Raw genomic sequence first — 12197 nt, 5'->3', positions numbered from 1 at the left:
TCAGCCCTTCGGGGTGTGGACGGTGCGGAGCGTTCCGGCGCCGGGCCGCGCGTCCGTCCACGCCCCGGGCAGGTCGATCACGGCGAGCGCGCAGGTGGGGAAGGAGTCGGGGGCCTCGCCGGTCAGGTCGTGGACGAGCTGGTGCACGGACGGGTTGTGCCCCACGAGCAGCACCCGCCCGGCGTCCTCCGGCGCCGCGGAGACGAGGGACAGCAGGTGGTCGGGGTCGTTGCCGTAGATCCCGGACTCGAAGCTCACGCGTGCGCCGAGCGACAGCAGCTCCAGGGTCTCCCGCGTCCGCGCCGCCGTGGAGCACAGGACGTGGTCGGGGACGAGGTCGCCGGCGCGCAGCCAGTCGCCGGTGGCGGCGGCGTCGCGCCGCCCGCGGTCGTTGAGGGTCCGGTCGATGTCGGACGTGCCGAGGCCGGCGACGGCCTTGGCGTGGCGGAGGACGATGAGCGTCGGCATGGCCGCCACCCTACGGCGCGACCATCGCCGCGATGCCCCAGAGCACGAGCATGATGAGCAGCATTCCGCCGATCGCGACGGCGAACCCCTTGGGCCCCGACATGCCCTGCTTCCCGCTGCCGCTGCCCGCCACGGCCGCCTCCCGAGTTCCGGTCCGGGCGCGGGACGTCCGAGCCCTCGCGTACAGCGTACGACCGGTGCCGGGTGGTCAGGACACGACCCCGGGAAACGCGGAAGGGGCCGGCGGCGCGTCGCCACCGGCCCCTCCATCTCAGGCGATCAGGACTTGCCGGACGGCTCCTCACTGCCCTTCTCGGCACCTTCGGCGCCCACCACGGCCTCCTCCGGGCCCTCCTCGATGGCGCCGCCCTTGGCCTCGCCGCTCTCGGTGGCCTCCGGCGAGCCGCCGTCCTCGACGGCGGGCTTCGCGGGTGCCTCGCCGATCGGGTCGGCGCGCCGCTTGGAGATCACGATGGCCGCGACGATGACCCCGACGGACAGCACGGTCACCGCGACGCGCAGCAGGGTGTTGCCCGCGTAGGTGACCACCGCGTCCGCGACCAGCAGCGCGACCAGGTTCATCACCTTGATCAGCGGGTTGATCGCGGGGCCGGCGGTGTCCTTGAACGGGTCGCCGACCGTGTCGCCGATGACCGTCGCCTCGTGCGCCTCGCTGCCCTTGCCGCCGAGGTGGCCCTCCTCGACGAGCTTCTTGGCGTTGTCCCAGGCCCCGCCGGAGTTGGACAGGAACACCGCCATCAGCACGCCCGCCGCGATCGCGCCGCCCAGGAAGGCGCCGAGCGGCGCGTACCCGAGGGCGAAGCCGACCGCGATCGGCGTCATGATGGCCAGCAGGCCGGGGGTGGCGAGCTCGCGCTGCGCGTCCCGGGTGCAGATGTCCACGACCCGGTCGTAGTCGGGCTTCTCGGTGTAGTCCATGATCCCGGGCTTGGTGCGGAACTGCTCGCGCACCTCGACCACGACCCGGCCGGCCGCCCGGCCGACCGCCATGATCGCCAGACCGGAGAACAGGAACACCACGGCCGCGCCGACGATCAGGCCGATCAGCACGTTCGGGCTGGCGATCGACAGGTTGAAGTTGAGGAAGTCGTCGCCGATCGCGTCCTTGGCGCTCTGCGACGCGTCGCCCAGCGCGGCGATCACCGTCGTCCGGAAGGAGCCGAACAGCGCGGTCGCCGCGAGCACCGCGGTCGCGATCGCGATTCCCTTGGTGATCGCCTTGGTGGTGTTGCCGACCGCGTCCAGCCGCTCCAGGACGGACGCGGCCTCGCCCTGGACGTCCCCGGACATCTCGGCGATGCCCTGGGCGTTGTCGGAGACGGGGCCGAACGTGTCCATCGAGACGATCACGCCGACCGTGGTGAGCAGCCCGGTGCCGGCCATCGCCACCGCGAACAGCGCGACGGTGGTGTTGCCGAAGCCGAGCAGGAAAGCCCCGTACACGGCGCCGCCGATGACGAGCGCGGTGTAGACGGCCGACTCCAGCCCGAGCGAGATGCCGGACAGGATGACGGTCGCGGGGCCGGTCCGGGCGCTGCCGGTGACCTCCTTGACCGGCCTGCGGTTGGTCTCGGTGAAGTAGCCGGTGAGCAGCTGAATGGCGCTGGCCAGCACGATGCCGATGATGACCGAGCCGAGCGCGACCCAGCGCGGGTCGGCGTCCAGGCCGCGGATCTCCGCGTCGGTGACGTTGCTCAGGTCGGCGAACGACGAGGGCAGGTAGGTGAACGCGGCGATCGCGACGAGGATCGCCGAGATCCCCGCGGAGATGAAGAAGCCCCGGTTGATCGCCGTCATCCCGGAGCGGTCGCCGGTGCGGGGCGCCACCGCGAAGATGCCGATCACCGCGGTGATCACGCCGATCATCGGCACGATCAGCGGGAACACCAGGCCCTCGTTGCCGAACGCCGCGGTGCCGAGGATCAGCGCCGCGACGAGCGTGACCGCGTACGACTCGAACAGGTCGGCGGCCATGCCGGCGCAGTCGCCGACGTTGTCGCCCACGTTGTCGGCGATCGTCGCCGCGTTGCGCGGGTCGTCCTCGGGGATGCCCTGCTCGACCTTGCCGACGAGGTCGGCGCCGACGTCGGCGGCCTTGGTGAAGATGCCGCCGCCGACACGCATGAACATGGCGAGCAGCGCGGCGCCGAAGCCGAAGCCCTCCAGCACCTTCGGCGCCTCGCCCTGGTAGGCCAGGACGACGACCGCGGCGCCGAGCAGGCCGAGCCCGACGGTGAACATGCCGGCGACGCCGCCGGTGCGGAAGGCGATGCGCATCGCCGTCTTCTCGCCGTCCTGCTCGCGGGCGGCGGCGGCGACCCGGACATTGCCCCGGACGGCCAGCCACATGCCGGTGAAGCCGGTGATGGCGGAGAACAGCGCGCCGATGACGAAGAAGACGGACCGGCCGATCCGCTCACCGGTGGAGTCGGCCGGCAGGAGCAGCAGGACGAGCGGGATCAGGACGACGAAGACCGCGACCGTTCGGAACTGGCGTTTCAGATAGGCGCTCGCACCTACCTGTACCGCTCGCGCAATCTCCTGCATCTTGTCGGTGCCCTGGCCAGCGGCCAGGACATCGCGCACGAGACCCGCGGCGACGGCCAGTGCGAGCAGCGCGATCACGGCGACGACGACGACCAGGGAGAGGTCGCCGCCGCCGAGATCCACTTCTGCGCTGGCCGGGCTTGACAGGGAAAACCCGGACATCCGTCCTCCTCGACAGGGGCATTGCGTCTCGATCGCCCAAAAGACGATCTTTACCGCGTACCCCGCGAGTCATGATTTCGAACGCCTCGCACGGCAACGCGGGTGCGGGGAGTCTACGCACGTACAAGGCGATTGTTAAGGCCGCGACACCCCTGATGAAGATGTCGCCGAAATGCAATCCGCGATACGCCGGAAATTGACCTATTAGCCTGATCAGCAGGCATCAGCCCAGGTCAATCCGGGTTACCCCACTATTACCCCGCCGTTCTCTTGACAGGCGCTGGCCGCTATCACGCTTCGGCGTCTCCACCGGCGTCCCTATTGAAGCTAGGCATTAACACGGATTATGTCCAGACCCAAATCGGGACGATCTTGGGTTGATCACGAGAGAATCTCACACCACGGACACCACAGGCCCCACCGGCCCCAATCCGGAGCCACCCTCCGGCACGCCCTAGGGAACCGTGTTCGGGCCGTGCCGAAGTCGCGCCGAGGCCGTGGCGGGGCCGCCGTGGCGCGGCCGTGCCGAGGGCCGTGGCGGGGCCGGACATGACGAAGGCCCCGCCGGGTGGCGGGGCCTTCGGCCGCGAGCGAGGACGGGGCGCGTCAGATGGTCGCCTCGGCTTCGGCCGGCCAGCTCATCCGGATCTGCACGCCCTTGGGCGTGGCGGCGATCTCCACGTCGTCGGCGAGCCCGGCGATCACGGCCAGACCCAGTTCGGCGGTGCCCTCCCCGAACCCGTACTCGAGCTCCTCCGGGTCCTGGGCGGCCGACAGGCCCCCCGCCGTGTCGTCACCGGGCACGGTGTCGCTGACGGTGACCTCGAAGCGGCGGTCGGCGCCGCTCAGCTCCAGGCGGACGGGCTCGTCCGGGCAGTGCCGTCGGTGCGCCTCCACGGCGCGCGAGCACGCCTCCCCGACCGCGAGCCGCACCTCGTCCAGCAGGGATTCGGCGACGCCGCTGCGGCGGGCGACGGCGGTCACGATCAGCCGGGCCGTCCGGACGTGGACGGGCAGCGCGCTGAAGGACAGTTCAACGGTCGACATCTCAGCCGCGGGCCGCCTACTTGGCGCCCTTGCGCTTCTCCTCGGCCTCGGCGATCGAGTCGTGGATGCCGAAGACCTTGGTCAGCCCCGTGATCCGGAAGATCTTGAGGATGCGCTCCTGGGTGCACACCAGCTCCAGCGAGCCGTCGTGGGCGCGCACCCGCTTCAGCCCGCCGACGAGGACGCCGAGCCCGGTGGAGTCGAGGAACTCCACCTTCTCCATGTCCACGAGCAGGTGGAACTTGCCCTTGTTGACCAGGTCGATGAGCTTCTCGCGAAGCTTCGGCGCCGTGTAGACGTCGATCTCGCCCTCCACGTTGATGACGGTGAGGCCATCGTCGGTGGTGTAGTCGTTCACCTTCAGGTCCACAGATCCTCCACGCGCCGTGCAGCACTATCCGATCCCGGCGTCCGGACCGCCCAGCGGCGGCCGTCCACCCGAGACTTCGCCGTGATTCAACCACGCTCCGGCGCCGTGCACGCAGGTAATCGCCCACACGGGCGAAAGTTCGCGCCATCCCGTCTGACCTGCTGATCTCAGGGCCAGGGCAGGGGGTAACAGCCCTCCGTCGCCGGGGCGTTCCCGTTGTTTTGCCCAGGCTGGCAAACTGAAAACCTGATGGGCGCCCAAAGATCTTCAACTCCCCTGGACCGCCTGCTCGCCGACCCGACGCGGCGCGATCGCATCACCCATGTGGAGAGCGTTCCCGCACGTCGCGGCCGCCGCGCGAGCTGGCCGTCGTGGGCTCCGCCGCTTCTCGTGGACCGGCTGGCCGCGGCCGGCATCGACGCCCCGTGGGAGCACCAGGCGGCGGCGGCCGAGCACGCCCGCGCCGGCCGGTCTGTGATCATCGCCACAGGCACCGCGTCCGGGAAATCGCTGGCCTACCTGCTGCCGGCCATCGAGGCGATCTACGCGGGTGACGACGACCCCCACCGCGAGGGGACGATCCTCTACCTTTCGCCGACGAAGGCCCTCGCCGCCGACCAGCTGCGCGCGCTGCGCTCCCTCCGCCTCACGCGCGTCCGGGCCGCCACCTACGACGGCGACACTCCGCACGACGAGCGGACGTGGGTCCGGCAGCACGCCAACTACGTGCTGACCAACCCCGACATGCTGCACCGGTCGATCCTGCCCGGGCATACGCGCTGGTCGTCATTCCTCCGCCGCCTGCGCTACGTGGTCATCGACGAGGCCCACGGGTATCGCGGCGTCTTCGGGTCCCATGTCGCACATGTCCTGCGGCGCCTGCGCCGGCTCTGCGCGCGCTACCGCTCGGCCCCCACGTTCATCCTCGCCTCCGCGACGGCGTCCTCGCCCGCGATCGCCGCGTCCCGCCTCACCGGGCTGGACGTGGTCGCGGTCGACGACGACGCCTCGCCGCGCGGTCCCGCCACGTTCGCGCTGTGGGAGCCGCCGCTGACCGACCTGCGCGGTGAGCGCGGCGCCCCTGTCCGCCGTACCGCCACCGCCGAGGCGGGCGACCTCCTGGCCGACCTGGTCGTCGAGGGCGTCCAGACGCTCGCGTTCGTCCGGTCCAGGCGCGGTGCGGAGTCGGTGGCGCTCAGCGCCAAGCGCGCCCTGCACGAGGTAGCGCCCGACCTAGCCGAACAGGTCGCCGCCTACCGTGCCGGCTACCTGCCCGAGGAGCGGCGCGCTCTGGAAGCGGCCCTGCGCTCGCGCTCGATCATCGGGCTGGCGAGCACGAACGCTCTGGAGCTGGGCGTCGACGTCTCCGGGCTCGACGCCGTCCTGGTGTGCGGGTGGCCGGGGACGCGCGCGTCCCTCTGGCAGCAGGCGGGACGTGCCGGGCGTTCCGGGCAGGCCGCCCTGTCGGTCCTCGTGGCCCGGGACGACCCGCTCGACACCTTCCTCGTCCACCACCCCGAAGCGATCTTCGGGACGCCGGTCGAGGCCACCGTCCTCGATCCCGACAACCCCTACGTCCTCGAACCCCACCTGTGCGCGGCGGCGTCCGAGATGCCGCTGACCGAGGACGACCTCCCCCTGTTCGGCCCCGCGACCACCGACCTGCTGCCCGACCTCGTCCGCCGCGGGTTCCTCCGCCGCCGTCCCGCGGGCTGGTACTGGACGCGCCGCGACAAGGCCGCCGACCTCGCCGACATCCGGGGCGCGGGCGGCGCCCCCATCCAGGTCGTCGAGCTGTCCACCGGGCGCCTGCTCGGCACCGTGGACGAGTCCTCCGCGCACACCACCGTCCACGAGGGCGCCGTCTACATCCACCAGGGCGAGTCGTTCATCGTCCACACCCTCGACCTGGACGACAGCGTCGCGCTGGTGGAGGCCGCCGACCCCGACTACTCCACGACCGCCCGCGACGTGACCGACATCGGCATCGTCGAACGGCTCCGTTCGGTGTCCTGGGGCGAGGCCACGCTCTGCTTCGGCACCGTCGACGTCACCCGCCAGGTCGTCGGCTACCAGATGCGGCGCCTGCAGACGGGCGAGATGCTCGGCGAGAAGCCCCTGGACCTGCCGCCCCGCACCCTCCGCACCCGCGCCGTCTGGTGGACCCTCTCCGAAGACCAGGTCTCGCGGCTGGACGACCTCGACCTGGCCGGCGCCGCCCACGCCGCCGAGCACGCCTCGATCGGGCTCCTCCCCCTGTTCGCCACCTGCGACCGCTGGGACATCGGCGGCGTCTCCACGGCCGTCCACCCCGACACGGGGCTCCTCACCGTCTTCGTCTACGACGGCCACGAAGGCGGCGCGGGCTTCGCGGAACGCGGCTACGCCGACGCCGCGTCCTGGCTGCGGGCGACGCGGGACGCCATCGCGTCCTGCGAGTGCGACTCGGGCTGCCCGTCCTGCATCCAGTCGCCCAAGTGCGGCAACGGCAACGACCCCTTGGACAAGCGCGGCGCCCTGGACCTCCTGGCCGTCCTCCTGGACGAAGCCCCCCGATAGCGGTCAGGCGTTCGGGGCCATCCGCTGCGCGGAGACGGGAGGCTGGTCGTCCATGCCCCGGCGCGCCTGGGCCAGCGCCTGCTGGAGCTTGCGCCGCTCCATCTCCAGCGTCTGCAGCGACTCCTCGTGCTCGTCCCGCAGGTCCCTCAGTTCCCGCCGCATGTTCATCGCGCGCCGGAAGCCCAGCATCGCGACCATCACGCCCGCCATGAACACGATCGCGACCACCGCGCCGGCCATGAAGACATGCCACTGCGCCGTGACCCCCGGCACGTCGTTCCCGAACACGGTCATCCCGGCGGCGCCGCCGTTGTCCAGCAGCACGGCCACCCCGACCGCGACGGCGGCGAGCGTGACGATCAGTCCCAAGAAGATCATGCGGAGGGTCTCCTCTCCAACGGGCCCCACCGGCCCGCGGCGGGCCGGAATCCCGGGCGACGGGCCGCATTTCCGGACGATCCAACTCGGCATGGCAGCCTAGACCCTGCCCAAACCGGTCGCCAGCCCTTCCTGATCATCAGAACCCGCCGTCGCCGTCCGGCCACGCACGGTCACGCTTCGCCCTCCGGCGTCACGCGAGGGCGGGCTCCGCGGGGAGCGTCGGCCGGATGTTCTGGTTCAGCCGGAACAGGTTCGCGGGGTCGTAGGCGTCCTTGAGCGCGACCAGCCGGGCGTACTTCTCCTCGCCGAACGCGTCGCGGACGCGGTCTCCCTCCGCCGTGAAGTTGAGGTAGGACGCCCCCGTGCTGAACGGGCGCATCGCGGCCGCGAACCTGCGCGTGGCGGCCGTCATGGCGGCGTCGTCGGCCGGATCCGACCACACCACGATCGGGTGGAACAGGTAGCGGGCGTCGCGGTGCGAGAAGGCGGTCGCCTCGTCCGGCACCCGGGCGACGCCCTGGCCGATCCGGAAGAGGACCATCTGGCTCAGCGGCCCCCCGCGTCCGGCCAGGTCGACGGCGTGTGCCAGGTAGACGTCGATCGCCGCGTCGTCCAGGTCCCGCATGTACTCGCCGCGCCAGTAGTTGCGGAAGCCCGGCGGACAGGTCGGGTCGAGCATCGCCTGGAAGGCGGTGTAGGGCATCGGCGAGATGAGGTCGACGGCCGGCCCCATCTCCCGGAGCGGCCGGATCGCGTCCTCGCCGAGTTCCGGGGCCCCGACGTAGAGCGCGAGCACCCCGAACACCGGCTTGCCCACGAGCTCCCGCGGGACGAACGGCTCGTCCGGCGCGCTGAGCACCGCACAGGACGTGGACACCTCGTCGGGCGCGTCGTCCGCCCAGTCGCGCCAGCGGCGCACCATCTCCGGCGCCCGCTCGATCGGGAAGGCCGTCAGCCCGGCGAGGACGGTCGGGCCGAGCGGCTCCAGCCGGAACTCGAACTCGGTGACGATGCCGAAGTTCCCGCCGCCGCCGCGGATGCCCCAGAACAGCTCGGCGTTGTCGTCATCGCTCGCCCGCACGATGCTCCCGTCGGCGAGCACGACCTCAGCCGAGACGAGGTTGTCGCAGGCCAGCCCGTACTTCGAGGACGTCCAGCCATAGCCGCCGCCGGTCGTGAACCCGCCGATGCCGGTCGTGGTCACCCGCCCGCCGGGGGTGTGCAGCCCCTCCTCCTGGGTCGCCGCGTCGTACTCCCCCCACAGCACGCCGCCGCCCGCCGTGGCCGTCCGCGCGACCGGGTCCACCGTGACCGACTTCAGCCCGCTCAGATCGATCATCATGCCGTCGTCGCAGGTGGCGAGCCCGGCGACGCCGTGGCCGCCGGAGCGCACCGCCACGAGGAGCTCGTTCTCGCGCGCGGTGTCGACCGCCGCGGCGACGTCCGCCGCGTCCGCGCACCGGGCGATGACCGCCGGGCTGCGGTCGATCATCCCGTTGAAGACCTGCCGCGCCTCGTCGTATCCGGGCTCGTTCGGCAGGAGCACCGAGCCGGAGAACCCGCCTCTGAGGGCGTTCACCGCGTTGATCGGGGCCATCACTCCTCCTTCGGGTCGTCAGATGGCACGATCGTGGCGGAACACCCGTTCCGCGAGCGTTCCGCGCAGCCGCTCCTCGAACGCCCGCTGCCCCCGCCGCCGCGCCGCGGCCAGCGCGCGGTCCAGCTCCGCGTCCACCTCGCCGCCGGGCTCGCCGAGCGACGCGAGGAACAGGGCCCGCAGCCGCCGGATCTCCGCCTCCCACAGCCGGGCGCCGCGGCCCATGCCGAGCGCCTCGTCCGCCAGGACCAGGCCGTCGCCGGGCTCGTCCGCCAGCGCGTACCCCTCCAGCAGCAGCCGGGTCGCGACACCGGGCAGCCCCGGCGCGGGCGCCTCCCCCAGGACGACCTCGTCGCGAGAACGGCGCAGGCGCTTCAATCCCTCGGACGTCCGCCCGGCGACCACGTCGAGATATCCGCCGAACAGCTCCATCGGCACGCGCACCTGGCGGGGAGCGCCCTCGGCGAGGTCCGCCTCCAGCCCCCGCACGTGGCGGCGGAACTGCGCGGCGTCCCCGCGGTCCATCGCGTCGACCGCCGCCCACAGCCACGTGACGGCCCTGCTGTACGCGTGCGTGGACCCCTGCGCGAGCCCGAGCGCGATGCCGCGCTGGCGGTCGGCCTCGGCGCCCCGGCCGAGCAGCCACAGCGCGTGCGCCAGCCGCAGCCGGACGATCAGCTCGGTGTCCTGCCCGTAGCGCAGGACGTGCGCCCGGCGCCGCGCTGGCCGGAACCGCCGCATCGCCGCCGTGAAATGCCGGCGCGCCCGCTCCAGGTCCCCCGCCCAGTACGCGGCGATCCCGTGGACGTAGTCGGCCTCCACCCACAGCACCTGGTCGCCGTCCCGTTCGGCGCGCGCCCTCAGCCGCTCGCCGAACCCGTGCGCCGCCTCCCACTCCCCGCGCGTCAGCGCCGCCAGCGCCAGCGACCAGACGAGCGGCGGGTCCGGCTCGGCGCCGAGCCGGTCGGCGAGCCGCAGCGCCCGCGCGTGCACCCGCGCCATCCGCGCCGACCCGTGCCCCTCGCACGCGACCAGCGGCGCGGGCAACGCCGTCAGCAGCCGCAGCTGGACCCGGGCGGTGTCGGGGCCGCGCGGCAGACCGTCTGACAGCTCCAGCGCCCGTTCCAGGGCACGAGCCGCGTCGGCGTGCGCGTGCAGCCACTGCGCGTCCCGCGCCGCCCGCTCATGCCAGCGGACGGCCGCCGCGGTCGCGCCCGCCTTCTCGTAGTGCCCCGCGAGCGCCGCCGCCGCACCGCCGCCCTCCTCCAGCGCGCGGGCCACCGCGAGATGCACCCGCCGCTGGCGGGGCGGGCCGAGCGCGGCGTAGGCGGCGTCCCGGATCCGCGCGTGGCTGAAGTCGTAGGCGCTCGGGCCGTGCGCCCGGACGATCCCGCGGCGCCACAGCTCGTCCAGCGCGGACACGAACGTCCGCTCGTCGAACCCGCTCGCCGCCGCCGCGACGTCCGCGGTGAACGCCCGCCCCACCGCCGCGGCGACGCCCGCCAGCTCCGCGGCCGGCTCCGACAGCCGCGCCAGCCGTCCCGCGATCACCGCCTGCACCTTCGGCGTGGCCGCCGGCGCGTCCGCCCGCAGCGCCTCCACCAGGAACAGCGGATTGCCCTCGCTGGCGCCGTAGAGCCTCCGGAGATCGGCGGTGCCCAGCGGCGTACCGGTAATGCGCTCGGCCAGCAGCGCGGTCTCCTCCCGGCCCAACCGCCCGAGCTCGATCTCGGTGAACCGCGCGAGCGCCCGCAGCGACCGGATCAGCGTGCCGAGCGGATGCCCGGCGTCGAGGTCCTCCCGCCGGGCCGTGACGGCCACGAGCAACCGCGCGGACGGCGCCGCCCGCACCAGGTAATGGACCAGCCTGAGCGACTGCTCGTCCGACCACTGGGCATCGTCCACCACCAGCAGCAGCGGCGCCCCGACGGACATCAGCGCCCGCCGGATCGCCCCGAAGAGCCGCCGCCGCAGCTCAGGCTCCGGCAGCGCCTCGGGCGGCGCCACCGCCAGCTCCGGCAGCAGCCGGGAAAGCTCGGTCAGCCGCGCCCGGTCCAGCCTCGGCAGCCGCGCCGACACCGGAGGGGACCGCAGCCACGCCGTCACGACCCCGTAGGCGATCGTCCCCTCCGCCGGATAGGCCCGCGCCTCCACCGCCGGCGCGCCCACGCGGACCCTCAGCTCGTCCACCAGGCGGGTCTTGCCGATTCCGGCCTCCCCGCTGACGAGCACCAGCTGCGCGCGCCCGGACGCCGCCTCCCGCCACACGCCCGCCAGGCGCTCCCACTCGGCGGCCCGCCCGACGAACGGCGACATCGCGGCCGGCGGCTCCGCCTCCGCGACGAGCGCCTCGTACATCGCCCGCGTCTCCGGCGACGGCCGGACGCCGAGCTCCCGCTCCAGCGTCGTCGCGCACACGTGGTAGGCCCGCAGCGCCCGCACCCGGTCACCGCCCTCACCGCAGAGCCGGATCAGCAGCCGATGCCCCTCCTCTCGCAAGGGGTCGCCTCCGACCAGCTGCTCGGCGTACCGGACGGCGTCCGGCCACCGCCCCTCCCGCCCGCGCCGGTCCGCGAGCTCCGCCAGCGCCTCCATGTACAGCCCCGCGAGCCGCTCCCGCTCCTCGATGAGCCACTCGTCATAGCAGCCCTCCAGCAGCTCACCGCCGTAGAGGCCGACCGCGTCCTCCAGCCGCCCGTCCGCGATCGCCCGCTCGAACTGCTCGACGTCCAGCCACACCGGCGCCTCGTCCCGCCACCGCACCGTCCGCGCCCCGATGTCGACGAACCGGTCGACGTCCGGCACCGACCGCCGCAGATTGTGCAGCACCTTGCGAAGGTTTGTGAGCGCCTGCCCATCGGTCGAGTCCGGCCACAACAGGAACGCCAGCCGCTGCCGCAACTGAGGCGCCTCCCGATGCAGCAGCAGATACGCCAGCAACGACTCCACCCGCGCCGACTCCAGCGTCGGAAGCGCCTCCCCCTCCAGCCGGAGCTCCACCCCGCCGAGCAGCCGCACCCGCAACGCCGGCGCCATCTCAACACG

General features: G+C 73.0%; 9 protein-coding genes. 1 reads left to right on the top strand and 8 read right to left on the bottom strand.

The genetic code is table 11. The annotated features are described in order from the left end of the window. From ABGB11_RS05070 to ABGB11_RS05050, 5 genes are all read right to left on the bottom strand, one after another. Positions 1–468 (bottom strand): histidine phosphatase family protein, encoded by a 468-nt coding sequence (locus tag ABGB11_RS05070; RefSeq protein ID WP_347629248.1) that lies wholly within the window; start codon positions 466–468, stop codon positions 1–3. 10 nt (positions 469–478) lie between these two features. Further along, the gene (locus tag ABGB11_RS05065; protein WP_347629246.1) at positions 479–601 is read right to left on the bottom strand and encodes a hypothetical protein; all 123 of its coding nucleotides are present in this window, start codon (positions 599–601) and stop codon (positions 479–481) included. A 146-nt stretch (positions 602–747) separates the two neighbouring features. Further along, a complete protein-coding gene (locus tag ABGB11_RS05060; RefSeq protein WP_347629244.1) occupies positions 748–3198 on the bottom strand; it encodes a sodium-translocating pyrophosphatase in 2451 nt (816 codons plus the stop codon). A 606-nt stretch (positions 3199–3804) separates the two neighbouring features. Next, entirely contained in the window at positions 3805–4245 is a 441-nt protein-coding gene (locus tag ABGB11_RS05055; RefSeq protein WP_347629242.1) for an ATP-binding protein, read from the bottom strand. A 16-nt stretch (positions 4246–4261) separates the two neighbouring features. Continuing rightward, positions 4262–4615, bottom strand: coding sequence for an STAS domain-containing protein (locus tag ABGB11_RS05050; protein WP_021597910.1), 354 nt, complete (start codon positions 4613–4615; stop codon positions 4262–4264). 324 nt (positions 4616–4939) lie between these two features. On the opposite strand from ABGB11_RS05050, the gene ABGB11_RS05045 reads away from it, so the two are divergent. After that, positions 4940–7174 carry a DEAD/DEAH box helicase gene (locus tag ABGB11_RS05045; RefSeq protein ID WP_347629239.1) on the top strand — a complete coding sequence of 745 codons (2235 nt, stop codon included), beginning with the start codon at positions 4940–4942 and terminating at the stop codon, positions 7172–7174. 3 nt (positions 7175–7177) lie between these two features. Here the strand turns inward: ABGB11_RS05045 and ABGB11_RS05040 are convergent, their stop codons facing one another. The 3 genes from ABGB11_RS05040 to ABGB11_RS05030 form a co-directional block, all read right to left on the bottom strand. Further along, complete coding sequence (locus tag ABGB11_RS05040) at positions 7178–7552, bottom strand: hypothetical protein (protein WP_347629237.1); 375 nt, start codon at positions 7550–7552, stop codon at positions 7178–7180. Positions 7553–7745: 193 nt separating this feature from the next. Continuing rightward, positions 7746–9152, bottom strand: a complete 1407-nt coding sequence (locus ABGB11_RS05035) for an FAD-binding oxidoreductase (RefSeq protein ID WP_347629235.1) — start codon at positions 9150–9152, stop codon at positions 7746–7748. Positions 9153–9170: 18 nt separating this feature from the next. Further along, positions 9171–12188 carry an AAA family ATPase gene (locus ABGB11_RS05030; protein ID WP_347629233.1) on the bottom strand — a complete coding sequence of 1006 codons (3018 nt, stop codon included), beginning with the start codon at positions 12186–12188 and terminating at the stop codon, positions 9171–9173. Positions 12189–12197: the final 9 nt, after the last annotated feature.

Origin of the sequence: Actinomadura sp. B10D3 (assembly GCF_039871695.1) — a bacterium.
Classification (GTDB): domain Bacteria; phylum Actinomycetota; class Actinomycetes; order Streptosporangiales; family Streptosporangiaceae; genus Spirillospora; species Spirillospora madurae.
Note: the sequence above shows the minus strand (reverse complement) of the source record. Positions and strands in the feature narration are given on the sequence as shown.